Genomic DNA, 24,053 nt, shown 5'->3' with positions numbered 1-24,053 from the left:
GCCGGGCCTAGCCGGGGAGGTTGCTCTTGATCGCGGCGTCCTGCTTGCGCCCGATGTCCGTGGCGACGGCGGGATCGATCGGGTCGTTGGGCGTGCTGTCGAATTCCAGGTTCACGAGCGCCTTGCCCTCGGTGAACAACAGCACGGCGATCGCCTGCGAATTGTCCGGCGAGGTACCGGAGATCATGGTGCCGTTGGACCCGACGTCGACCGGCTGCCAGGTTCCGCCGACCTTGCTCCCGTAGTTGGTCTTGGTGTTGTCGACCCCGGCCGCCGCCGCCGCGGGGTCGGCGACGATCAGTATCGTGTCGCCGATCCGGCGGCTGTTATCGGCACTCGCGAACAACTGCGCGACCCCGGCGGCGTTGTTCGGATTCAGCACAGGCGGTTGCGGCGCGGTGAAGTCCCCGCCGACGTCGCTCGCCTTGATCAGCAGGGAGCTGTAGTCCATCGGCTGACCGGGCGAGGGGCTGGTGATACTTCCGGACGCGGCCGAGGTGGTGGAGGGGGACGACGACGGCGCAGACGCCTTGTTGCCCCCGCAACCGGCGACCGTGGCGCCGGCCACGAGCGCGGCGACGGCCGCGACAGAGATCCGAGCAACCATGGGAATTCCTTCCGGTCCGTGCCTCTAGAACATACGCGCACACGCCGACCTTGGGGTATGGGCGGGCGGCCTATGCTGGCGTGGGGCAGGGAAGTCATGCGGGGCGAGGAGATTCCAGATGGCGGCTGGGGAGGCACGCGCCGTGCGGTTCGACCGCTACGGTGGGCCCGAGGTCTTGTATGTGACGAGCATCGACATGCCCGTCCCGGACCCCGGCGAGGTGGTGGTCGAGGTCCGCGCCGCCGGGATCAACCCGGGCGAGGCGGGCATCCGCTCCGGAGCGATGCACGAGATGTTTCCCGCCACTTTCCCGTCGGGCGAGGGCAGCGATCTCGCCGGTGTCGTGACCGCGGTCGGGCCCGGAGTCACCGAGTTCGACGTCGGCGACGAAGTGCTGGGTTTCAGCCTGCGCCGGTCGAGTCACGCCACCCACACCGCCGTGCCCGTGGGCCAGCTGATCCGCAAACCGCCCGGATTGAGCTGGGAAAAAGCGGGATCGCTCTACGTAGCGGGTGTGACGGCCTACGCGGCCGTACGTGCGGTGGCACCCCGGCCGGGTGAGACGGTCGCCGTGTCGGCGGCGGCCGGCGGGGTGGGCAGCCTCGTCGTCCAGCTCCTGGTTCTGAAGGAGGTCGTGGTGCTCGGCATCGCCGGGGAGGGCAACGCCCAGTGGCTGCGCGACCATGGCGTCATCCCGGTCTCCTATGGCGACGGGCTGGCCGACCGGCTGCGTGAGGCGGCACCAGACGGTGTCGACGCCTTCATCGACCTGTTCGGCCCGGACTACCTCGACCTGGCGGTGGACCTCGGTGTGCCGCCGGAGCGGATCGAGACCATCATCTCGTTCGAGAAGGCCGCGGAGGTCGGCGCCAAGACCGAGGGCAGCATGGACGCATCGACGCCCGAGGTGCTCAGCGAGATCGCCGGCCTTGTCGCAAGCGGCGCGGTCGATCTCGACATCGCCGACACCTTCCCGCTCGAGCGGGTGGCCGACGCCTTCGAGGTGCTCGAGCGACGCCACACCCACGGCAAGATCGTTCTGCTGCCTACGAATTCACAGTGAACTGGCGGGCCCCACGACGGCCGCCTGCACGATCTTGACGACGACCAGCGCCACGGCCACCACCAGGTAGCCGCGCAGGGTGAACAGGCCCGCCCGGCGGATCGGCGACATGGCCGGACGCGCCAACCCGGCCAGGTCGGGGGTCTGCCACGACATGCGGTCCTGCCGACGCACGGCTCGGCGCTCGGCCCGCGTGAGCGACGGGGTGTCGTCCAGCTCGTCGACATCGTGCGGGTCCAGCCCACCCCCGAGGGACCCGACGGTGAGCTCCGCGGCGCGCCTTGCCTTCTGGCGATTGCCGGTGATGATTGCGGCGGCCCCACCGGCGATGCCGGTCGCCGCGCCGGCAGCGAGGCCGGCCTCGATCGTGCCGGTGGACAGGGTCGGGAAGAAGGTGGTCGCCGTCAACGCCAGCGACAGCAGCACGAGCGACCACAAGATCGCCCAGGCGACGATGTTCTGCCGCACCGTGTTCGACCACGGCCCCAGCACCGCCCGGTCGTTACAGAGCAGCACCAAGAACACGGTGGCCGACGGCAGCAGGACTCCGGCGAGCGCCTGCACGCCCTGGGTCACCAGCCCGAGGATGTGGTCGGGGCTGAAGGCCACCGCTGCCGACACCGCAAGCAGCGCCGCGTAACCGCCGTAGAACAGCGGTGCCTCGCTGATCTTCCAATGCAGAGAGTGTCGCCTGCCCATCGCGTCGCCGATGGCGTAGGTGGTGGCCAGGCCGATGGCGTTGGCGCCGATCAGCGATGCGTCCAGCAGGATGACGGCGAACAGCATGCCGACCGTGCTGCCGAGGTGTTTGGTCAGCGCGGACGCGACCGCACCGGCGTCGGTGAAGTGCCCGACGTCGGCGGTGCCGGCCAACCCGAAGGCCGTCACCGCCATCAGGGCCGTCGCCCCGACCACCACCACCACGATGCCGATGATCAAATCCGCACGGGCGTAGGGGATCCAGCGGGCCGTGATGCGCTTGTCGACCACGTTGGACTGCTGGAAGAACAGCTGCCAGGGCGCGACGGTGGTGCCGACGATCGCCACGACCAATAGCAGCACCGTGGAGTCGAGGCCTCCCGAGAAATGCGGGAGCAGCCCGGCGGCGGTGCGGTTGAGGGTGGGATGGACCAGCAGCACCATCGGGATGATCAACACGTTCACCGCGATCAGCAGGAACATGAGCGCCTCCCAGCGCCGGAACGACCCCCCGGCCACCACAGCGAACAGCAGCACGGCGGCGGCCGGTATCGCGATGACCTTCGGACATCCGAGGAAATCCAACGCCATTGAGACGCCGATGAATTCGGTGACGATGGTCAGGGCGTTGAGGATCAGTAGATCGCCGACGCTGAACGCACCCCAGAATCTCCCGAAGCGGGCGAAGATCAACCGCGCGTGCCCGACGCGGGCGACCGCGCCGAGCCTGAGCACCATCTCCTGGTTCACGTACAGCACCGGGATGAGCATCGTCAGCGTCCACAGCAGGCTCATCCCGTAGTTCTGCCCGGCCTGTGCGTAGGTTGCGACGCCGCCGGCGTCGTTGTCGCCCACCATCACGATCAATCCCGGCCCGGAGATGACCATCAGGGTCCGCAGGCGCCGCCACCGGCCCGTGTACGCGCCGGCGCCGTCGCGCTGGATTCGACCGAACGCGCCGACGATGTCGGCATCCGCGCTGCGGAGGTCGCCGCCGGTGGACAGGGAGGTCATCGGATGTTTCGCTCTCGCAGGCCAGTTCGAGGGATGAGACCGATCAGCGGTGGTCGCCCGGGCCGGCCGACGGATGGCCGCCCAGCGAGGCCGTCACCACCGCGATGGGCATCCGCGAGACATACAGGTTGGCACGCTCCTCGGGGGTCAGCCGGCAGCGCGCGCTGAACGCGCCGGCGATTCCACGCCACAGCGATGCGCCAGAAAAGCGGTGTGCAGTAGTGAAAGCCATGATCTTCTCCTGTCGTGCAGGGCCGATCGGCTCGCGTGCTCGAATCGTCAAGCCACGGAGGGCATGCCGGAACCGGATCGGGTCGAAATGGAATTGGGATACGGACTATCGCTCGGACTGGTCTCGCTCATCTCGCCCTCACCTCCTCACGGCCGGGACACACGCGGGTGTCGTCACATTTCACCTGAACGGAAGAGGCACGAATGGACGGTGGCGAACCGACCGACCGCACCCCTCTCGTCGGAGCTTCGGCACTGCACGGCGTATCTGGATTACTCCGGAAGCCACTTGGGCTCAACCCTTGGGTCCGGGAAGAGCTGTCCTGACCCGGGGCGTCTCTCGACGTTCGGGGTCAGTGGCCTGTGTCCATGCAGACGCCTCACCTACCGAGGTGCTTGCCCCACCATCTTGCACCGCGGATCCGAACCGGTCAAACGAGCGTGTCGCCGGGAGCGCCTACCCTCGGAAGCATGGCGAACACTCTGCAGGATCCCAAGGTTGCGACGGTACTCGACCGGATGTACGGCGAAGCGAAGAGCCAGATGTCATTATTGCGCGAGCGGCGCGGCGATTTCGATCGCCCGATGAACGCGCAGGAGCGCGCCGAGGCGATGAGTGAGTTCTACATCCCGGTGACCCCCGATGCGGGCCGGCTGCTGTATTCGTTGGTGCGGGCGACCCGTCCGGCGACCGTCGTCGAATTCGGGATGTCCTTCGGCATTTCCGCGATCCATCTGGCGGCGGGTGTCCGCGACAACGGCGCCGGGCGGGTGGTAACCACCGAACTCAGCGCCACCAAGATCGCCGCCGCGAAGCAAACGTTCGCCGAGACCGGACTGGACGACGCGATCACCATCTTGGAGGGGGACGCTCTTTCCACGCTGGCCGACCTGGACGGTTCCGTCGACTTCGTGCTGCTCGACGGTTGGAAAGACCTGTACCTGCCGGTGATCGAGTTGCTCGAACCGCGGTTCTCCGCGGGGGTACTGATCGTCGCGGACAACACCAGTGCGGCCGACACCCAGCCGTACCTGGACCGGGTGCGCAACCCAGCGAACGGCTACGTCAGTTTCAACTTCCTCGTCCGCGACAGCGACAGCATGGAAATCAGCTGCCGCACGGGCGATTAACGCAGGGACTCCTCGAGCCACGGCGTCAGCCACTTCACGCCTTCGGGGGTGAGGTGGACGCCGTCGCTGCGCACCTTGATGCCGTCCACCTTCGGGGTGTAAACCCCGTCGGGGCAGAGCTTTTTGTTCAGATCCAGGATCTGCACGCCCGGGTGATGGCTGATGGTCTTGCGCAGCATGGTGTTCCACAGATTGACCCGGTCGGGCTGGTCCTCCGGATAGAGGCGGCCGTCCGGCTTCTCTCCGCCCCGGCTGTACGGCACGGTGGCGACCACCACGCGGACTCCCGGGGAACTGACGATGTTCAGGGCCCGCTCGAGTTCCCCGTTGAGGTACGCGTCGAAGGTCGGGTCGCCGATGTGGGTCCATTGCCCCTCGTTGACGCGATCGACGGTTTCCCAGCGGCCGATGATCAGCAGCGCCACGTCCGGCTGGTCCCGGCTGACCTGGGTCGACCACCTGATGGGCCAGCCGTCGCATTCGGGTCGCTGTTCCAGCGTCTGGCCGATGTACCGATACGGCGTGCCCCGCACCAGGCTGCAGCCGATCACGGTGTGGTCGAGGAACGCGAACCCGGGCGTGGGAGGCAGGTAGTGCATCCAGGTCCACCCGATCGAATCACCGAACACCGACACGGTGAACGGGCGGTTGGGGTCTCGGGGACCCACGGGCTGGCTCCCGCCCGGCGGGGCCGGCGAGACCGCCGCGACGGCCGAGACGCCCGGCGGCAAACCCGCCTCGCTCAGACCGGGCCCCGTGCCGACCGGGACGACCAGCAAGGTGATCGCGGCGGCGCTGCCCACCGTGGCCGCCGCCAGCGGCAGCAGCGGCACCCGCGCCGGCCGCCAGCGGCGGACGGGCTGTTCGATGAGCCACCACGATGCCGCGGCCACCGCCACGGTGGCCCCACACCGGGCCGCGAACAGCGGGAGACCGGCCCAACCTGTGCGTTCGCCGTTGAGCGCGAGAAAGATTGGCCAGTGCCACAGGTACACGCCGTAGGAGATGGTTCCCAGCCAGACCAGGGGCGGTGAGGCCAGCATGCGGGCGACGGCCCCACGCTGCTCCAGTGCCACGGGCGCCACCACCAGGACGGCCGCGACGGCAACACCCAACAGCAGCCCGTGGCGGAACTCTGCCGCGCCGCCCGTCGCGAAGTGCGTCGCCGCCGCCAGGCCGGCCACACCGAGCGCCGGCAGCGCGCGGGCGACCCGCCGTCCCCACCTGGTGCCGATCAGGCACCATCCGCGGTTCAGCGAAGGCCAATCCCTGACCAGCAACGCCGCCGCGGCGGCCCCGATGAGCAGCGCCTGCGCTCGGGTGTCGGTGCCGAAGTAGACGCGATCGCGGGTCGCGTCCGACGTGAGCAGGACCGCCACCGCCGCGGAGGCCAGCGCCCCTGCCGTGGCGATGAGGAAGGTGGCAAACCGCACCGCGCCCACGGTCGCGCGGGTGCGGCGGCGCCTCGCGCGGAAGGCCAGGAGGAGGGTGACCGCGACCAGCAGGACCGGCCAGACGATGTAGTACTGCTCCTCAACCCCGAGCGACCAGGTGTGTTGCAGGGGTGACGGCGGGGCGCCCTGGGTGAAGTAATCGGTCTTCTGGGCGACGAAGCGCCAGTTGGCCACCCAGAGGAACGCCGCGATCGCGTCGTCGCGCAGACCGGTGAGCGCCCGGTCCGGAAGGAGCTGGCGGGTCGCGGCGACGGTGAGCACCATGAGCACCAGGGCCGGCAGCAGGCGGCGCGCCCGCCGAACCCAGAAGCCCTTCAGGTCGATACGGCCGGTGCGGCCCAGTTCGTCCAGCAGCAGCGACGTGATCAGGAACCCGCTGAGGACGAAGAAGACGTCCACACCGATGAACCCGCCGGTGACGCCGGCGATGCCGCCGTGCCCCACCAGCACCAGCGCCACCGCGATCGCGCGCAACCCGTCCAACGCGGGGATGCCGCTGCGCCGTTCGGGCTGGTCCCAGATCGCCAGCCGGCCGATCCGGCGCACCGGGGCGACCCACCGGGACCGCCCAGCAGAAAGCGCCGGTGCGGGATGTGTCCCGCCCGGCTCAGCGCTTGTGGCTAATGCGCCCTGACCAACCTGTCGCCCGGCGCCAAAGTCGATGCCGATACGTCGCTGCCCCTCCTCGTGATCGTCGCAAGCCTAATTGCGGCGCAGCGGGATTCGGAGCAGACACGCGCGGGGCCGCGCGGGCTTTGCGGTCGACGGGGCGTTACGCCGAGCCGGCCGGTTTGGCGTCGGCCTCCACGCGTACGGGAGCCAGCCCGAGCTCTTCCAGGACCGCCGCGGTGTCGGCGCCCAGTTCCGGGGCGGGGCCGGCCACCCGCCCCGGCGTCCGGGAGAACCAGGTGGGCACGCCGGGGAAACGCACGGGGCCGTGCGGGGTGTCGACGGTCTCGAAGAAGCCGACCGCGTTGAGGTGGTCGTCATCGAACAGTGTTGCCGGACTCGACAGCGGCGATGCCGGAATCTGGAGGTCACGGAACAGTTCGAGCCATTCGCCGGTCGTTCGCTGCGCCAGCGTGTCGGCCAGCAACGCGTACACGGTGTCGATCTGCCGCGCGCGACGCTCGAGCGTCGCGTACAGCTCGCTGGCCCAGGGCGGCCGCACGGCGTCGACGAAGGCGTTCCAGTGCTTGTCGTTGTAGATGAGCGCGGCGATGTAGCCGTCGCTGGTGCGGTACGGCCGCCGGTTAGGGGCGACCGTGCGCGGGTACACCGCGGGGCCCAGCGGGGGATCGAACATGGCGCCGTTGGCGTGTTCGACCAGCATGAACGACGCCATGGTTTCGAACATGCCGACCTCCACCTCCTGGCCCTCGCCGGTGCGTTCCCGATGGAACAGCGCCATCATCGTGGCGTACAGCGCGGTGAGGCCCGTGACCTTGTCGGCCAGGATGGTGCCCACGTAATTGGGCTCCCCGGTCAATTGCTGCTGAACGAAGGGCAATCCACACGCCGCCTGGATCGTGTCGTCGTACGCGGGCAGGTCGCCGTTGGGCCCGCGCCGGCTGTACCCGTAGCAGTTCGTGTACACGATGCCGGGGTTGATCGCGGCCACCTCGTCATAGCCGAACCCGAGCCGGGCGACCGCCTTGGAGCGCATCGAGTGGATGAACACGTCGGCCTGCTCGATCAGCGCCCGCAGGACGGATTTGCCCGAGTCGGAGCGCAAGTCGAGGGTGATGGCGCGCTTGCCGCGGTTGACGTTGACGAAGACGCCGCCCATGCCGCGGACGGGCCCCACCGAGATGTAGCGGGTGTCGTCGCCCCGGGGCGGTTCGACCTTGACCACATCGGCGCCCATGTCCGCCATGATCTGCGTGCAGTAGGGCCCCATCACCATCGCGGTCAGGTCGACGACGCGCACCCCCGCCAACGGCCCCGGGGGCGCGGAGTCGGAGCGGTCAGCCATGGCGCGCGCCCTTCCATCCGTGCGGCCGTTTCGAAGCTGTAGCGTACGTGGTCGCCGTGGCCGTCGGGGACGACGGGAAACACCAACGGGGCGGCGAGATACCGGATCGCGTCGATCTGCTCGGCCACGTCCTCCATCGACCACGATGGGCGATGCACGCCCGGGGTCTCGGCGATCAGGGCCCTGGCCACCCGACCGGCGATGGCGATCAGCATCTCGCCGTTGACCGGGCAGCTCTCATGCGCGAGCAGACCGACCACGGGCGCCACCAGCTCGGGGCCCATCGGGGGATAAGCCGAAATATCCAGCCCGTCGGCCATTCTCGTCACGGCGGCCGGGACGATCACGTTGGATTTGACGCCCTCGGCGGCGCCCTCGAGAGCGACGGCGTTGGACAGGCCGACCAGCCCGGCCTTGGCGGCGGCGTAGCCGGCGACGCCGTGATTGCCGTAGAGGCCGCCGATCGAGGAGGTCAGCACGATGCGGCCGTAGCCCGCGGCGCACATCACCGGGAACGCCGGCCGCACGACGTGAAAGGCGCCGCGCAGGTGGACGTCGAGGACGGCGTCGAAGTCGGCGTAGCTCATCTCCTTCAGGGAGGCCCTCCGGACGATGCCCGCGTTGTGGATCAGGGTGTCGACCCTGCCGTAGTTGTCCAGCGCGGCTTGGATGATCGCCCGGCCGCCCTCCGGGGTGGTGACCGACTCGACGGACGCCACCGCGTCGCCGCCGGCCGCCCGGATCTCGCTCACCACCTGGTGCGCCGGGCCGGCATCCGTGCCGGCGCCGGTCAACGCGCCGCCGGTGTCGTTGATCACGACCTTGGCGCCGCGGGAGGCCAGCAGCAGTGCGTAGGCGCGGCCCAGTCCCCGGCCGGCGCCGGTGACCACGGCCACCCGGTCGTCGAACCTCAGTTCGGCGGTCACGTGCCCAGCACCAGGCCGTCCAGGTCACCCTTGGCGCGCCACCCGGCCAGGAGATCGGCGAAGGCGTAGAAGCCCGGTCCGTACGGCTCGCCCAGGTGGGAGCGGATCCCCTCTCCCTCCGCGGCGCCGGCACCGCCGCCCTCGTTGTTGTAATAGCCTGGCGTGCACTCGGAGTCGAACGCGCTGGAGTCGATCGCGGCTTCCCGGATCGTCGCGCACCACTGGTCCTGCGCCTCCTGTGACGGCTCGACGGTCGCCGCGCCGCGGGCCAGCGCCTCGGCGATGATGTAGGCGATGTGTTCGCCCTGCAGCTCGTAGTTCGCGGCAATGTTGGCCGAGATGCCGACCTGGGTGAAGCCGGTGAAGAACTGGTTCGGGAACCCGCGGCTGGTCATCCCGTGCAGCGTCTTGTACCCGTCGTGCCAGTGGTCGAACAGGGACAGGCCGCCTCGTCCCTCGATCGCCTCGATGGAGTAGCGGCGGCTGATCTGGGTGGTGATCTCGAACCCGCTGGCATAGATGATGCAGTCGACCTCGTACTCGATGCCGTTGGCGACCAGCCCCTTCGAGGTCGCCCGCTCGACGCCCTTCGTGGACGACACGTCGACCAACGTCACGTTGGGGCGGTTGAAGGTCTGCAGGTAGTCGTCGTTGCTGCATGGTCTCTTGCACAGGAACCGGTAGTAGGGCTTGAGGGATTCGGCGGTGTCCCGGTCCGTCACGATGCTTGCGACCCGGCGCCGCAGGCGCTCCATGACCTTGTAGTCCTCCTCCTCCCGGATGGCCAGGAACTGCTCCGGTGTCAGGGACGCCGGATCGTCCAGGGCCATGACGCGGGCCGCGGTGTTGCGGCCCAGCTCGGTCCAGAAGTCGCAGACGTAGTCGGGCTGGCCGGGCGCCATCCCCTCGAAGGTCCAGGCGTGGAAGTTGCGCTGCCGCTCTTTCTGCCAGCCGGGCCGCAGCGATTTCACCCAGTCGGGGTCGGTGGGCACGTTGTTGCGCGCGTCCACCGACGACGGTGTCCGCTGAAAGACGTAGAGGTGCTTGGCGTGTTGCCCGAGGAACGGGACGATCTGAATGGCGGTGGCCCCCGTGCCCACGACCGCGACGCGCTTGTCGGCGAGCTTGTCGAGCCCGCCCGCGCTGTCGCCGCCGGTGTAGCCGTAGTCCCATCGCGACGAATGAAAGCTGTGCCCGGTGAACTCTTTTATGCCCGGGATCCCCGGCAGCTTCGGCCGGTGAAAGGGCCCCGACGCCAACACCACGAATCGGGCGCGGATGTCGTCGCCGCGATCGGTGCCGACCCGCCAGCGCTTGATCTCCTCGTCCCAGCGCAGCTCGCGCACCTGGGTGGAGAAGATGGCGGAATCGTAGAGCCCGTAGTGCTTTCCGATGCGCCGGCAATGCTCGTAGATTTCGGCGCCGTCGGCGAACTTCTTCGACGGCATGAAGTTCAGCTCCTCGAGCAACGGTATGTAGCAATAGGATTCGTTGTCGCACTGGATGCCCGGGTAGCGGTTCCAGTACCACACGCCGCCGAAGTCCCCACCCAGTTCGATGACCCGGACGTCGTCGACCCCGGCCTTCTTCAGGTGCGCGCCGCACAGGAGGCCACCGAATCCGCCGCCGAGCACGGCGACGTCGATGTCCTCCGAGATCGGGTCGCGCACCAGCGGCGGCGAATACGGGTCGGTCTCGTAGTATCCGGCGAAGTCGTCGACCAGTTCGACGTACTGCTTGGAACCCTCCGGGCGCAGCCGCTTCTCGCGTTCGTGGCGGTACTTCTCGCGGAGCGCCTCCAGATCGATCTCGACCGGCGTCTGCGACGGGGGGCAATCCGGGTTCGTCATGCCAAGGCGTTCTCCGGGAGCGCCGCCGGGTGCAGGGGCGCGTCCATCTTCTGCACGGCCGGCAGCACCTCCTTGGCGAACAGCTCGGTGCTGGCCATGGCCCTGGCGTAGGGCATGGTGCCGAACTGCGGGACAATCGTCAGCTCGCAGAACGAGCACGCCTCCTGGGCCGCCTTGATCCGGGTGAAAATCTCCTCCGGCGTGCCGATCAGCAGGTTCGACGCGTGGTAGCCCGGCGTCTTCGACGGGCCTTTGGCGTCACCCGTGACCGACGACGCGAGAACGGCCGTGGCCGTCGCCTCCCGGGCGGCGTAGGCCTCGTAGCCCTTGACGCCCTTGAAGTTCGAGGCGTCGGCGAACCCGTAGTGCACGGTGACATCCCGGTTGGCCGTCCAGATCCACTCCTCGGACTCGGCGGGATCGTCCGGCGTGCAATACATGAACATGACGTTCTTCGGTTGGCAGGGGGCCAGCCCCTCCTCCTTGCGGAAGGTGTTGACCTTCTGCACCTCTCGCCCCGCATCCTCGATGGGCTTGTTGCCGACGAACAATGGCACCATGCCGCGCCGTGCGAGGATCTCCAGCGACTCGGCGGTCGACGACGAGCTGTAGATACGGGAGAAGAGGTCGGGGCTGAGCGGTTCGGGGCGCAGCGACATCTCGGGGACGGTGAAGATCTCCCCCTGGTAGGAGAACCGCTCGCCGGAGAAGGCGAGCTGCAGGATGTCGAGGGTTTCGTTGAACCGCTGCCGGCTTTCCTCGCGGGGCACGCCGACGGCATCGAACTCACCCTTCGACACCCCGCGCCCGATGCCGATGGTCGTATACCGGCCGTTGGAGATGATGTCCAAGTACGCGATCTGGTGTGCCAGCCGGACCGGATGCCACCACGGCGCGACCACGACGAATGTGCCGAGACCGACCCGTTCGGTGCGCCCGGCGAAATAGCTGAGCGCCTGAATGGGATTGGGGGTCATGCCATACGGTGTCCCGCAGTGCTCGGGCATCCAGATGCCGTCGAAGCCGAGCGGTTCGGCCAGGTCGGCGATCGCAAGGGTGGCCTGCACGCACTCCCAGTCTGGGGTCGCGGGCGGGTGGCCGAAGTCGCCCGCCAGCACGCGCTCCCAGTCGTGCGAATTGTGTGCTCCGAAACCGAGATTGACTTTCATCGTTCGAACACTCTTTCCTGTCGTGAGCTGATCTCGCGCGGCGCACCGGTGCCCATGTATTCGGCGAGGCTTCGGTGCAGGTTGGCGGTGCTGCGTTCCATGTAGGGGTTGGGCCGCGGACCCGGGAATCCGAGCGATTTCATGCCTTGCTGAACGGCGGCCATGTTGGAGAAGTCCTGCGGCAGGACGCTTTTCCAGCTCGGGTCGTCGGGGGGCGCGTAAACCCATTCCGTCTGCGGCTCCGCACCCTGGGGATACAGCTCGTAGCAGGAGGCTTCGAAGATGCACCTGTTCGGGTCGTAGCCGTACGGCCGCGCGCTGTAGCACAGCGCGGTGGTCAGGCCCTGCCCGATCTGGAAGTTCGGGAAGATCTGCCACGCGGTGCCGCTTTTGGCCAGGTGGTCGGGGTCGATCGTCGGCCAGACCACTCCCCGCGCGGCGTCGTCCCGTCGCGCCGACGTCAACCAGTGCTCGAGCACCTGGCTGGCCGGCGCGTCATCGGGCAGCTCGTCGACCAGGCGGCGCGCGGCTTCCACCAGTGTCTTGGTGGTGGTGGCGTTGGTCTCCTCCAGCGTGTAGGCCTGCATCTCGGCCGTCGAGACCCTTGGGTCCGCGCCGGTGCCCAGGCGGATCTTCGACTTGGTCTCCGCCAGGTCTTTGGGTGCGTCGTAACCGATGTTGCTGTGCTTGCCGTGCGCCATGGCCCAGCCGCGGAAGTTGCCGAACTTGTTGAACTGCGGGTGCGTGGTCGCGACGTGATAGGTCTCGTTGAAGGCCTCCATGGCGACCTTCCAGTTGCATTCGAAGTGCAGCCATTTCCGCCATTTGCAGCGCATGTCCTGCAGGCGGAAGGGATCGAGCATGGTGGCGGCGGGTTCGAGGTAGGCACGCAGGGGTTCGCAGGCGGGATCCATGTTGACCCAGACCCAGCCGCCCCAGGTGTCGACGTTGACCGCCGCCAGGTGGGTGTTCTCCGGCGTCAGGGCACCCTGCCAGTCGGCGCGTTCCGGGATGTGGACGCAGGCGCCGTCCTGGTCGTAGGTCCAGCCGTGATATCCGCACACGAACGATTTCCGGTGTCCGCAAGCCAGTTTCGCGCCCTCGGGGGCGTCCACCAGCCGGCGCCCGCGGTGCATGCACACGTTGTGGTGCGCCGCGAGGGCGTCCGGGCCGGTTCGCACGACCAGGACGGAATCGTCGAGGATGTCGTAGGTGAGGTAGCTGCCCACCTTGGGCAGGTCCTCGACGCGACCCACCTGCTGCCACACCCTTCGCCACAGCTTGTCGCGCTCGGCGCGGGCGTACGCCTCGGAGACGTAGGCGTCGACGTCGATGGTTACCGGCGCCGCCAGTTCGTCAGCCATGTCCATGCGGGTCCTCGCTTTCCCAGCGCGTGATGGCCGCGCGGAACGTGTCGTCCTTGAGGAACAGGGAGGTGTTGTCGGCGCCCAGGTGGCCCCATCTGAGGTCCAGGCCGCCGTCCACCAGCAACGTCTGGCCCGTGATGTAGCTCGACAGGTCGGACAGCAGGAACAGGATGGCCCCGGCCACCTCCTCGGGGCGTCCCCGCCGTCCCATCGCGATGGCGCGGCGGTCCCGTTCGGGATCCTCGTCGACGTAGGTGCCCGACGCCGGCGTCGCGGTCACACCGGGCGCGACCGCGTTGACCCGGATGGCGGACCCGCCGACGCCATCGGCGAGTTCGAGCGCCATGGTCCGCGTCGCCGCCACGATGGCGGCCTTGGCCGTGCCGTACGCGATGTGGTACGGAGCGGTGTTCATCCCGCTGATCGACGAGATCGACACGATGGAGCCGGGGCGGCCATGCCGTTTCAGTTCCGCGGCCACCGCCTGGCTCATGAAGAACATCGTCTCGAGGTTGCGCGTGAACAGTTCCCGCCAGTCGCGGCGCGTGACCCGGGTCGACGGCATCCACGTCGCCGGGTCCGCTCCCCCGGCGACGTTGACCAACCCGTGCAGTGCGCCGTCGGTGCGGCGCACCGCGTCGAGCGTGGCGCGCACGCCCTCGTCGGTGGACGCGTCGGCGGACACGGGCACCACCGACAGGCCCTCGGCCAGCAGGGGGCCGGTGTGCCGGTCGAGGTTGTCCCGGCCCCGGCTCACCGCCACCACCGTGGCGCCGGCCCGGGCGACCGCGCGCGTGACGGCCGTACCGATTCCGCCGCCCCCGGCCCCGGACACCACCACGACGCGCCCGTCGAGGGACAGGTCCGTGGCGATCCGCTGACTAGACAATTGTCCGGACAAGATAATGGCGTGCACTCATCAGAGAACATGATTCTCTCGCGTGGCGGCGGCCGTCAAGGGCCGCGCCGCGTGCTTTCTGTCTATTGTCTGGACTATTGGCGGTTGCTATCGTGCGAGCGGTGACGGCCCCCTCGTTGCATTCCAGCCGCTACCCGGCCATGCAGCCGCCCGCGGCCGCTGAGGGTTGGAGCCTGACGCGGCTCACCGCACCGAGCCGGCTGTTCGGGGCGAACGGTCTGCGCACCGGCCCGGACGGCCGCGTCTATATCGCCCAGGTGACGGGCAGCCAGATCAGCGCGCTGGATGTCGCGACCGGCCGGCTCGACACGATCTGCGGCAAGGGCGGCGACATCGTCGCACCCGACGACGTGGCGTTCGACCCGGACGGCAATCTCTACGCCACCGAGGTCATGGACGGCCGCGTGAGCGTGCGCGACGTCACCGGCCGCACCCGGGTGCTGCGCGACGACGTCCCGTCGGCCAACGGCATCACCTTTCACCGGGGCCGGCTGTTCATCGGGGAGTGCCGCGACGGCGGGCGGCTGCTCGAACTCGACCCGGGCGGCGGCGAGCCGCGGGTGCTGCTGGAACACGCGCCGTCACCGAACGCCATGGAGGTGGGCCCCGACGGACTGCTGTACTTCCCGTTGATGGGCGCCAACGAGATCTGGCGCGTCGATCTCGATGGCGGCGAGCCCGAGCGGGTCGCGGGGGACCTCGGCGTCCCCGACGCGGTGAAGTTCGATTCGGCCGGTTGCATCGTGTCGACCCAGGTGCACAGCGGGCAGGTGCTGCGCATCGACCCGCGCAGCGGCGAGCGCACCGTGTTGGCCACCCTGAGCCCCGGGCTGGACAACCTGACCTTCGTGGGCGACCGGCTGTTCGTCTCCAATTTCACCGGCGAGATCACCGAAGTGCTGTGCGGGGGCGAGGTGCGGACCGCCCTGCCGGGGGGCTTGAACTGGCCGCTGGACCTCGCGGTGGGGGCGGACGGCCGGCTGTACGTCGCGGACGGGACCTACTTCTACGTCATGGAACCCGGTCGCGAACTGCGCACGGCCGGCATGCTGTTCAGTCCGGGATATCCCGGCTTCCTGCGCGGGGTGGCGAGCCTGGGTCCCGGCGAGTTCGTGGTCACCACCTCCAACGGCCAGGTCGCCCGGTACCGGCCCGGAACCGGCGAAAGCGAGGTCCTGGCAGACGGTTTCGACCAGCTCTATGGGGTGGCGGTCACACCGGGCGGCGGGGTCGTGGCCACCGAACTGGGTGCGGGACGGGTGTTGTCCATCCGGTCGGGCCATACCGCGGTCCTCGCGTCCGGACTGCACGATCCCGTCGGCGTGGCGATCGCCCCCGACGGGGCATGCCTGGTCGTCGAGGCCGGCGGTGGCCGAGTGGTCAAGTTGGACGGCACCGGCACCGTTCTGGACGGCTTGCACCGGCCGCAGGGTATCGCCACACTCGGCGGGGAGTTGTACGTCGTCGACGCCGGCGCCCGGGAAGTCATCGCCCTCGATCTGAGCACCGGGTGCCGGCGCACCATCGCCTCGGACCTCCCCGTGGGCGCGCCGCCCGGCGTGACCCCCAAGCCCCTGCTCGGCATGGCGCCGTTCTCCGGCCCGCAGGGACCGTTCGCCGGCATCGCCGCCGGGCCCGATGGCACGCTCTACGTCTCGGCCGACGCCGACGGCAGCGTGCTGGCACTGCGCCGGGAAACGTGACGACCATGTCCGAACCCAGGGTCACCCACCCGCCGGCAGACCACCGCTACCTTCAGGTCGCGCGCGCCCTGCGCAAGGAAATCGTGGACGGCGTGTATCCGGTGGGGTCGCAGTTGCCGACCGAGCACGAGCTGTGCGAGCGGTTCGCGGTGAGCCGCTACACGATCCGGGAGGCGCTGCGGCGGCTGCGCGAGGACAACCTGGTGTCGTCGCGGCCACGCACCGGAACACTCGTCGTGCCCCGGCCCGCCGCGGATTCCTATGTCCAGCACGTCATGTCGATCAACGACCTGCTGGAGTTCGCCACCGATACCCGGCTGGCGATCGAATCCGTCACCATGGTCTCGATCGACGAGGAGCTGGCCGGCCGCACGGGACTGACGCCCCGCGAGCAGTGGCTGACCGTCCGCGGTTCCCGGCGCGCACCGGGCAGCCAGCCCCCCGAGGCCGCCCTGTGCCGGACCGAGTACTTCATCAACCGCGCGTTCGCCGGGGTCGGCAGGCTGTTGCAGCGCCACGAGGGACCCATCTTCCCGTTGATCGAGGACCTCTTCGGCGTGAGCATCGTTGAAGTCCGTCAGCAGATCGCCGCGGTGCCGATCCCCCTGCCGCTGGCGGACGGCCTGGGCGTCTTGCCCGAGTCCCCGGGATTGGAAGTGCAACGCACCTACACGACGTCGGACGGGCAGGTCGCCCAGGTCACCATCAACACCCACCCCGCGTCCCGCTTCCGTCACTCGATGACGATGCGGCGGGTTCGTGGCTAAGCTGCCGCAATGCGCAGGCTGATCGGCGGGCGGGAGGTTCGCTGGGACGACCGACGGGCCGCCGAGGCCTACGCGCGCGGATGGTGGGTGCGCGGCACGCTGGCCGACTCGCTGCGCGAGGCCGCACAGTCCACCCCCGACCGCGTGGCCCTGGTGGACGGCGACCGGCGGGTGGACTGCCGAGCCCTGTGGCAGCAGGCGACGACGCTGGCCCACGCGCTGCAGGCCCGGTTTCCGCCCGGCGGCGTGGTGTCGTTCATGCTGCCCAACTGGCACGAGGCCGCGGTGATCTACCTGGGCGCGACGCTGGCCGGAATGGTCGCCAACCCAATCCTCCCGTCGATGCGCGACCGCGAGCTCCGCTTCATTCTCGCCGACGCCGACGCCCGCATCGTCTTCGTGCCAGCGCATTTCGGCAACCACGACTACGGCGCGATGCTGCAACGGGTCACCGCGCAACTGGATTCCCCGCCCGAGGTCGTGGTGGTGCGCGGCGACGCCGCCGAAGGCCACACCGCGTTGGCGTCTCTGCTCTCGGAACGGGCGACTCCCGCGCCGCTGCCCGCCCTCGATCCTGACGCCGTGCGCATGGTCCTCTACACCTCGGGAACGACGGGACGCCCGAAAGGCGTTCTGCACAGCCATAATTCGATTCACGCGTTGATCCGTCAGATCCGGGACCACTGGCTCGTCGAGCCGGGCGACGCGTTCCTGGTCGCGTCGCCGATCGCGCACATCGGCGGCTCCATCTACGCGTTCGAGTGCCCGCTGCTGCTGGGCACCACCGCCGTGCTGATGGACCGGTGGAACGGCGACGAGGCGGTACAACTCATGCGGGCGCAGCGGTGCACGCACATGGCCGGCGCGACCCCCTTCCTCGAACAGCTGCTGGCCGCCGCCCAACGCGCCGGGACGCGGCTGCCCGACCTGAAGTTCTTCGTCTGCGGCGGTGCGTCGGTGGCCCCGTCGCTGATCCGCAGGGCCGCAGCCTATTTCGAGTCGGCGGTCGTCACCCGCGTGTACGGCTCCACCGAAGTCCCCGTCACCACGGTCGGGTCGCCGGGGCGCCCCGACCACGCCGCCGACACCGACGGGCGTGTCGGGCTGGCCGACGTCAAGCTCGTGGCCGGCGAGGTCCGCGCCCGGGGGCCGCAGATGCTCGTCGGCTACCAGCGCACAGCCGACGAGAGCGAATCTTTCGACGCGCAAGGCTACTTCCGCACCGGGGACTTGGCGCGCTGGGTCGACGACGACTACCTCGTGGTCACCGGCCGCGCCAAGGACATCATCATCCGCAACGGTGAGAACATCTCCCCCAAGGAGGTCGAGGACGTGCTCGGCAGTCACCCGGACATCGCCGAGGTCGCGGTCGTCGGGGTGCCCGACGACCGCACGGGCGAGCGCGCCTGCGCCGTGGTGGTGCCGAGGGCGCTGCCCGGACCGGACGTCGCGAGCCTGCGCAGCTTCCTGGCCGATTCCGGCGTTGCCCGGTTCAAAGCGCCGGAGCAGGTGGTCATTTGGGACGTGCTGCCCAAGAATGACGCGGGGAAGATCTTGAAGCACCAGATCAAGGCGGCGCTGATGGAGGCGGACCGGTGAGATGCAGGTAGCGATCGTAACCGGGGCAAGCGGCGGGATCGGTTCCGGCTGCGTGGCGAAGCTCGCCGGGATGGGGATGGCGGTGCTGGCGACGGGACGCGACGAGGCAAAGCTCGCCGAATTGGCCCGCCGCATCGGGGATTCCGACCGGGCGGCCACGCTCGCGGTCGACCTCACCGACGACGACGCGCCCCGGCGCATCGTGGACCTCGCGGTCACCCGCTGGGACCACGTCGACTTCCTGGTCAACATCGCCGGGGTCGGCAGCCCCAAGCCGGTCCACGAGACCGACGACGAATCCCTGGACCATTTCCTGGGCCTGATGCTGCGGGCGCCGTTCCGACTGATCCGCGAGACGCTGCCGCACCTGCGGCCGGGTTCGGCGATCATCAACGTCACCTCCACATTCGCTGTCGTCGGCGGCATGCGCGGTGGCGCGTATTCGGCGGCCAAGGGCGGCCTCACGGCGCTCACGACCCACATCGCCTGCCAGTACGGGTCGCAGGGGATTCGCTGCAATGCGGTGGCCCCCGGGGTGATTCAGACGCCGATGACCGCACACCGACTGGAGGACGAGCGGTTCCGCAGGACCAACACCGAGATGACCCCGCACCAGCGGCTGGGCACGGTCGAGGACGTCGCGAGCACCGTCGCGTTCCTGTGCTCGCCGGGCGGGGCGTTCATCAACGGCCAGACGATCGTCGTCGACGGGGGCTGGAGCGCGACCAAGTACCTCTCGGAGCGGGCCCTTTCGTCGGAGTGGAAGCCCGGCTGACCGAATCGGCTCAGCCGTCCTCGAAGTGGCGCCGGATGCCCGCCAGCATCGCGGCGTGTGCCTTGACCGCTTCGCGTGCCGTCACCGCGAGCAGGGGCCGCGGCGCCGAGATCCGGATGCGCTCGGTGACGCGGGTCCCGCCGGCGACCGGATCGAAACTGACCGTTCCGCGCAGGCGCACGCCCGGGGACTGGTCGGCCTCGGTGCGCACGTCACCGCGATCGGGCACGTGCAACCGGGCGTGGTAGGTCATCCGCATGGTCAACGGCCCCAATGGAATCCGGTCCGTCACTCGGTAGCTCTGGGAGTAGCCGTCCGCGGTGTCGTCGCGGGACAGCGCCTCGACGGAGACGATCAGCGGGTGGACCAACCCGAGGTTGTCCAGGTCCACATAGAATTCGCGCACCCGGTCGGGCGGGGCGGGCACCTCCTCACTCACCACGAGCTCGGCCCGGGCGACCCACCAGCTCACAGGGAGAACTCCGCGGCCAGCTGGGCCGTGCGCCACCAGATCAGCACGGCGAACAGCGCCAGGGCGGCGATCGTCGCCACCGCCTGCACCGCGCTCCGGCGCTCCCTCGGCGGGTAGACGTAGGCCGCGCCGACCAGGCTGCCCGTCACCAGGCCGCCCACGTGCCCCTGCCAGCTGATCTGCTGAGAGCTGATCGCCGGGGCGACGAACGTGAAGACCAGGTTGATCACGATGACCGCCACCACCCAGCGGACGTCGAGGGTGAGCCGCTTCCCCACCACGAAGGTGGCACCGAAGAGGCCGAAGATCGCGCCCGAGGCGCCCGCCGTCGCCGTGTCGAGCGGCGACAGCAGGTAGACCAGCACCGAACCGCCCAGCCCGCTCAACGCGTAGAGCGCGCCGAATCGCAGCCGCCCGAGCCACATCTCGAGCGGCGGCCCCACCACGTACAGCGCCCACATGTTGAACAGCAGATGCGTCGCCCCGTAATGCAGGAACGCGGAGGTCACCAGCCGGTAGTACTGGCCGTCGGCGACGCCGGGCGGCCACAAGGTGAGGTCTCTTTCCAGGTTGCCCGAGGCCATCTGGACGACGAACGCCAGCACGTTGATCGCGATCAGCGCGTAGGTGAGCACCGGCGCGGCCGACCACTGCCGCCCGCCGAAATGCGTCCGCGGCTGGCGGACGGTCCGGCCCCCGGCCGCGACGCACTCCACACACTGGTAGCCCACGGCGGCGTCGCGCATGCAATCCGCGCAGATGTACCGTCCGCACCGGTTACAGCGGACGTAGGTCTGGCGCCCCGGATGCCGGTAGCAGGTCGGCGCCTCGGCCGGCGACTGCGGTGCGCTGGCTTGGCTCATCGGCTCATTCTTGCGTGTTCCCCCGTCCACGGCGTTGCCTTAGCGTGTTTGTGGTGACCGGCGTGGTCGAGCGCTACCTCGAATGCCTGGCCGCCCACGACTGGGACGGCCTGGCGGCGACGATCGCCGACGACGGCCTGACGCGGGAGGGGCCCTTCTGTGACGTCGTCGAGGGCAAGGCGCATTACGTCGCTTATCTGCGCAAGGTGCTGACCAACCTCGACGGCCACCGGCTGCGGCTGCAGCGCGTCTCGCACGTGAACGACCGCCTGTCGTTCGTCGAGCTGACCGAGGCTTTCGAGATCGACGGCGCGCCCGCCCAGTGGCCGGAATGCATCCTGTTCGAGCGGAACGACGCCGGGTTGATCTGTCGAATCAGCGTGTTTTTCAAGCAGGCCGCTACGCCCGGAACGTATTCCGCGCCCCGGTGAATTGACCTACTGTGGCTCGGGTGGAGTCACACGGAAGCTCAGAATTGGTGCCCGTCGAAAACCTGCATTCGGGTGATCCGATCACCGATGTGAACGGCGGCGGCCAGCGCTACATCGTTCTCGAGACGAAGACCGTCGGCGACGGTTGCGTGGTCCTAGAACTCGAGACCCGGGTGGACCATCAGTTGCAGGTCATCGAGAAATCGTTCCCGGTCGGCTACCAGGTCGGCAGGGCGGATCACCACGTCCTCTAAACGAGCGCGTCCTCTAAACGAGCGCGTCCTCTAGGCGAGCGCGTCCTCTAAACGAGCGCGTCCTGTAAACAAGCCGAACTCGGTACGGCCCGCCTCACTTCGCGCGCGGCGGACGTGGATCGTTGGGGTTGCCGGGGAGGGGATCACCGAACCACCGGGAGGGGGAGCGCTCGCCGTAGGTGTCGTGCCATTCCCACCATTCATACGGCGCCGTTTGCGGGTAACCCTCGGGTGAGTCCTCCCAATTCTCCTGCCGCCCAAGGGCGGTGATGTCCAGGAAGCTCCAGGTGGTGCCCAGCGCCTCGTCCCCGCGGTTGTTGACGAAATAGGTGCGGAACACCCGGTCACCGTCGCGGATGAACGCGTTTGTGCCGTGCCATTCGTCGACGCCGAAGTCGGAATCGAAGCCGTCGGTGATGGTGTACCAGGGCATCCGCCAACCCATCCGCGCCTTGAGGCGCCGAACGTCCCGCTGCGGGGCCCGCGAGGCGAACACCAGCGTGGTGTCGCGCGCGTTCAGGTGGGCCAGGTGGCCGACGTGGTCGGCCATCATCGAACAGCCGCGGCAGCCGTGCTCGGGCCACCCGTGCACGCCCGGCTCGAAGAAGGCCCGGTAGACGATCAGTTGCCGTCGTCCCTGGAACAAGTCCAGCAGACCGGCCCGGCCCTCCGGACCGTCGAACTCGTAGCTCCCGGCCACCTCGAGCCACGGCATCCGGCGGCGCTCGGCCGCCAGCGCGTCGCGGGCCCGGGTCAGCTCCTTCTCCTTGGCGAGCAGTCGTTCGCGCGCGGCGTCCCAGTCGCGGGCCGAGACGATCGGGGGTGTCTTCATCATCATGTTGCGCACCTCTGCACTCGGGGCACTCAGGCGAGCGGGGACAGGCCCGCGGCGGTCAGGAGATAGGCGTCGGAGTCGCCGGCGTCGCCCCCGGCGATCTCGAGCACCGACCGGGCGGCCTGCTCGGCGCTGAGCGTGGGGCCGGAAGACCGCACGAACGTGCCGACGTCGACGCCCTGGCGTTCGGCGTAGGCGGCGACGGCCTTCGCGCCGAGGTCGGTGGCCGGCGTCAGCCGCGGCAGGACGGACACGAACCGAATGCCGAGTCCGGCCCGCTGCGATTCGATGGCGGCATAGCCGGTGATGAACCGGACCGCCGCCTTGGCGCCGGCGTAGCCGCCGCTGAGCGGCGAACCGTTGAGCGCGGCGCCGCTGGACAGCACGATCACCGTGCTTCCCGGGGACAGCGGGCGTCGCAGCGCGGCCCGGATCCAGTGGAACGCCTGCGCGACGTCCACGTTCCAGTTCTCGCTGAAGCTCTCCCACGTCTGATCCTGCAGCGGGCTCATCCGGGGCGCGGCCCCGGCGCACAGCACCAGCGTGCGTGGCCGGTGTTCGGCGATGAGCCGGTCGGCGGCCGCGGGGTCGGCGGCGTCGGCGACGACCGCGGTGAAGCCCGCGCCGATCTCGTCGTGCACGGCCTCCAGGCCCGATCGGGTGCGGGCGACCCCGACCACCCGGGAGCCGGCCGCCGACAAGGCGGTGGCGACGGCGCGGCCGAATCCGCGGCTCGCCCCCGTCACGATCGCGGTGGTGCCGACGAGCCCGTCGGCGCGGGTGTGCACTGCCTGGTTCATGGTCGTTCTCGCTTCCTGCCGTTTGCGCGCCGGCAGTGGCCGGCCTTCGGTTATTGAGATTCGGCGCGGCGGCCGAATTCATCGCTCGCCGACCGATGAATTCGAGCGGCCGGTTGTCTCTGTATTCGAGTAGCGTCCGAGCGATAGGAGAGGACCGTGCCGGCTCAAGAGGACTTCACCGGGCAGGCGGCGCCGTTTCGTGCCGAGCTGATCGCGCACTGCTACCGCATGCTCGGCTCCGTGCACGACGCCGAGGATCTGGTCCAGGAGACCTACCTGCGCGGGTGGCGCGCTTACCCGGCGTTCGAGGAGAGAGCGGCGCTGCGCACCTGGCTGTACCGGATCGCGACCACCGCCTGCCTGCGGGCGCTGGAGAGCCGCGCCCGCCGCGTGCTGCCGGCCGGGCTGGGTGAGGGCTCGGTCGACCCGAACGCGAGCCTCGACGGGCACCCCGGAAGCTTCGAGTGGCTGGAGCCGATCCCCGACACCCTGACGCCGGAGCACGCGGTCACCGCGAGGCAGAGCGTGCGCCTGGCGGTGATGACCGCCCTGCAGGAACTGCCGGCGCGTCAGCGGGCGGTGCTGATCCTGCGCGATGTGGTGCAGTTCAGCGCGGCCGAGGTCGCCGAGCTCCTGGAAACCACACCGGCCGCGGTCAACAGCTCCCTGCAGCGGGCGCGGGCCCGCCTCGCCGAGGTGTCACCCAGCGAGGACGGCCTCGCCGAGCCCGACGACGCCGCACAGCGCGAGCTGCTCGACCGGTATTGCGCGGCATTCGAGAACGCGGACGTGGCGGCGCTGACCGAGCTGCTGCAGTCCGACGTCAAACTCGAAATGCCGCCCGTGCCCGTGTGGTTCGCCGGACGCGACGCGGTGCTGCGATTCCTTGCCGCGCGGGCTCTGACGAATGCGGGCGATCTCGCCATGCTGCCGACCGCGGCCAACGGGCAACCCGCCGCCGCCGAATACCGGCGCGCCGCCGACGGTGTGCTGCGCGCGCATTCCATCCACGTGCTGACCAGGGGCGCGACCGGGATCGCGACGCTCACCGTGTTCCTGGACGCCGGCCTGTTCAGCGCGTTTAGCCTGCCGCCCACCCGGTAAACTCTCCGGCAGGCAGCGACGACGCCTTGCCGCCGGGAATTGCAG

Annotated in this window: 23 protein-coding genes and 1 riboswitch; of the genes, 9 read left to right on the top strand and 14 right to left on the bottom strand. The window is 69.3% G+C overall.

Features of this window, described 5'->3' with window-relative positions; translation table 11 throughout:
- Positions 1-7: 7 nt before the first annotated feature.
- Positions 8-607 carry a hypothetical protein gene (locus tag G6N56_RS18000; RefSeq protein WP_085254313.1) on the bottom strand — a complete coding sequence of 200 codons (600 nt, stop codon included), beginning with the start codon at positions 605-607 and terminating at the stop codon, positions 8-10.
- A gap of 118 nt (positions 608-725) precedes the next feature.
- On the opposite strand from G6N56_RS18000, the gene G6N56_RS17995 reads away from it, so the two are divergent.
- Positions 726-1,670: an NADP-dependent oxidoreductase gene (locus tag G6N56_RS17995; RefSeq protein WP_085254312.1), complete on the top strand. Its 945-nt coding sequence runs from the start codon at positions 726-728 to the stop codon at positions 1,668-1,670.
- Here G6N56_RS17995 and G6N56_RS17990 read toward each other — a convergent pair.
- Both G6N56_RS17990 and G6N56_RS17985 read right to left on the bottom strand, forming a co-directional pair.
- Positions 1,662-3,383 (bottom strand): NRAMP family divalent metal transporter, encoded by a 1,722-nt coding sequence (locus tag G6N56_RS17990; RefSeq protein WP_085254311.1) that lies wholly within the window; start codon positions 3,381-3,383, stop codon positions 1,662-1,664. The genes G6N56_RS17995 and G6N56_RS17990 overlap by 9 nt on opposite strands.
- Before the next feature lie 43 nt (positions 3,384-3,426).
- The gene (locus tag G6N56_RS17985; RefSeq protein ID WP_142280456.1) at positions 3,427-3,615 is read right to left on the bottom strand and encodes a hypothetical protein; all 189 of its coding nucleotides are present in this window, start codon (positions 3,613-3,615) and stop codon (positions 3,427-3,429) included.
- A gap of 225 nt (positions 3,616-3,840) precedes the next feature.
- Positions 3,841-4,013: riboswitch (M-box (ykoK) riboswitch) on the bottom strand.
- 72 nt (positions 4,014-4,085) lie between these two features.
- On the opposite strand from G6N56_RS17985, the gene G6N56_RS17980 reads away from it, so the two are divergent.
- Entirely contained in the window at positions 4,086-4,745 is a 660-nt protein-coding gene (locus tag G6N56_RS17980) for an O-methyltransferase (RefSeq protein WP_085254309.1), read from the top strand.
- Here G6N56_RS17980 and G6N56_RS17975 read toward each other — a convergent pair.
- From G6N56_RS17975 to G6N56_RS17945, 7 genes are all read right to left on the bottom strand, one after another.
- Entirely contained in the window at positions 4,742-6,745 is a 2,004-nt protein-coding gene (locus G6N56_RS17975; RefSeq protein ID WP_085254308.1) for an acyltransferase family protein, read from the bottom strand. The two genes, G6N56_RS17980 and G6N56_RS17975, sit on opposite strands and share 4 nt — an antisense overlap.
- A 226-nt stretch (positions 6,746-6,971) precedes the next feature.
- The gene (locus G6N56_RS17970) at positions 6,972-8,174 is read right to left on the bottom strand and encodes a CaiB/BaiF CoA transferase family protein (protein ID WP_085254307.1); all 1,203 of its coding nucleotides are present in this window, start codon (positions 8,172-8,174) and stop codon (positions 6,972-6,974) included.
- Entirely contained in the window at positions 8,111-9,070 is a 960-nt protein-coding gene (locus tag G6N56_RS17965; RefSeq protein WP_085254428.1) for an SDR family NAD(P)-dependent oxidoreductase, read from the bottom strand. The genes G6N56_RS17970 and G6N56_RS17965 overlap by 64 nt, the downstream gene beginning before the upstream one ends.
- 26 nt (positions 9,071-9,096) lie before the next feature.
- A complete protein-coding gene (locus tag G6N56_RS17960; RefSeq protein ID WP_085254306.1) occupies positions 9,097-10,950 on the bottom strand; it encodes a flavin-containing monooxygenase in 1,854 nt (617 codons plus the stop codon).
- Positions 10,947-12,119 (bottom strand): LLM class flavin-dependent oxidoreductase, encoded by a 1,173-nt coding sequence (locus tag G6N56_RS17955; protein ID WP_085254305.1) that lies wholly within the window; start codon positions 12,117-12,119, stop codon positions 10,947-10,949. The genes G6N56_RS17960 and G6N56_RS17955 overlap by 4 nt, the downstream gene beginning before the upstream one ends.
- Positions 12,116-13,489, bottom strand: coding sequence for an aromatic ring-hydroxylating oxygenase subunit alpha (locus tag G6N56_RS17950; RefSeq protein ID WP_085254304.1), 1,374 nt, complete (start codon positions 13,487-13,489; stop codon positions 12,116-12,118). Before G6N56_RS17950 ends, G6N56_RS17955 begins: the two co-directional genes overlap by 4 nt.
- Positions 13,476-14,402: an SDR family NAD(P)-dependent oxidoreductase gene (locus tag G6N56_RS17945; RefSeq protein WP_408632627.1), complete on the bottom strand. Its 927-nt coding sequence runs from the start codon at positions 14,400-14,402 to the stop codon at positions 13,476-13,478. The genes G6N56_RS17950 and G6N56_RS17945 overlap by 14 nt, the downstream gene beginning before the upstream one ends.
- Positions 14,403-14,545: 143 nt before the next feature.
- Between G6N56_RS17945 and G6N56_RS17940 the strand changes: the two genes are divergently transcribed.
- From G6N56_RS17940 to G6N56_RS17925, 4 genes are read left to right on the top strand one after another with little or no spacing between them, the layout of a single operon-like run.
- The gene (locus G6N56_RS17940) at positions 14,546-16,108 is read left to right on the top strand and encodes an SMP-30/gluconolactonase/LRE family protein (protein WP_085254426.1); all 1,563 of its coding nucleotides are present in this window, start codon (positions 14,546-14,548) and stop codon (positions 16,106-16,108) included.
- Positions 16,109-16,113: 5 nt separating this feature from the next.
- Positions 16,114-16,875 (top strand): GntR family transcriptional regulator, encoded by a 762-nt coding sequence (locus tag G6N56_RS17935; protein ID WP_085254425.1) that lies wholly within the window; start codon positions 16,114-16,116, stop codon positions 16,873-16,875.
- A gap of 9 nt (positions 16,876-16,884) precedes the next feature.
- Positions 16,885-18,474, top strand: a complete 1,590-nt coding sequence (locus G6N56_RS17930) for an AMP-binding protein (protein WP_085254303.1) — start codon at positions 16,885-16,887, stop codon at positions 18,472-18,474.
- Position 18,475: 1 nt separating this feature from the next.
- A complete protein-coding gene (locus G6N56_RS17925; protein ID WP_085254302.1) occupies positions 18,476-19,249 on the top strand; it encodes an SDR family NAD(P)-dependent oxidoreductase in 774 nt (257 codons plus the stop codon).
- A gap of 10 nt (positions 19,250-19,259) precedes the next feature.
- On the opposite strand, the gene G6N56_RS17920 is transcribed toward G6N56_RS17925, so the two are convergent.
- Together G6N56_RS17920 and G6N56_RS17915 are read right to left on the bottom strand one after the other, a co-directional pair.
- Positions 19,260-19,721, bottom strand: a complete 462-nt coding sequence (locus G6N56_RS17920; protein ID WP_085254301.1) for an SRPBCC family protein — start codon at positions 19,719-19,721, stop codon at positions 19,260-19,262.
- Positions 19,718-20,584 carry a rhomboid family intramembrane serine protease gene (locus tag G6N56_RS17915; RefSeq protein WP_085254300.1) on the bottom strand — a complete coding sequence of 289 codons (867 nt, stop codon included), beginning with the start codon at positions 20,582-20,584 and terminating at the stop codon, positions 19,718-19,720. The genes G6N56_RS17920 and G6N56_RS17915 overlap by 4 nt, the downstream gene beginning before the upstream one ends.
- Positions 20,585-20,637: 53 nt before the next feature.
- Between G6N56_RS17915 and G6N56_RS17910 the strand changes: the two genes are divergently transcribed.
- Entirely contained in the window at positions 20,638-21,015 is a 378-nt protein-coding gene (locus tag G6N56_RS17910; protein WP_408632626.1) for a nuclear transport factor 2 family protein, read from the top strand.
- A gap of 20 nt (positions 21,016-21,035) precedes the next feature.
- Entirely contained in the window at positions 21,036-21,269 is a 234-nt protein-coding gene (locus tag G6N56_RS17905; protein WP_085254298.1) for a hypothetical protein, read from the top strand.
- Between the two features lie 94 nt (positions 21,270-21,363).
- Here G6N56_RS17905 and G6N56_RS17900 read toward each other — a convergent pair whose 3' ends face one another.
- Positions 21,364-22,101, bottom strand: coding sequence for a DUF899 domain-containing protein (locus tag G6N56_RS17900; RefSeq protein WP_085254424.1), 738 nt, complete (start codon positions 22,099-22,101; stop codon positions 21,364-21,366).
- A 32-nt stretch (positions 22,102-22,133) separates the two neighbouring features.
- Entirely contained in the window at positions 22,134-22,904 is a 771-nt protein-coding gene (locus tag G6N56_RS17895; protein ID WP_085254297.1) for an SDR family oxidoreductase, read from the bottom strand.
- A 156-nt stretch (positions 22,905-23,060) separates the two neighbouring features.
- Between G6N56_RS17895 and G6N56_RS17890 the strand changes: the two genes are divergently transcribed.
- Complete coding sequence (locus G6N56_RS17890) at positions 23,061-24,008, top strand: sigma-70 family RNA polymerase sigma factor (RefSeq protein WP_085254296.1); 948 nt, start codon at positions 23,061-23,063, stop codon at positions 24,006-24,008.
- Positions 24,009-24,053: the final 45 nt, after the last annotated feature.

Source organism: Mycobacterium saskatchewanense, from assembly GCF_010729105.1.
GTDB lineage: Bacteria > Actinomycetota > Actinomycetes > Mycobacteriales > Mycobacteriaceae > Mycobacterium > Mycobacterium saskatchewanense.
The sequence above is the reverse complement of the archived record's forward strand: the minus strand, read 5'-3'. Positions and strand labels throughout refer to the sequence as shown.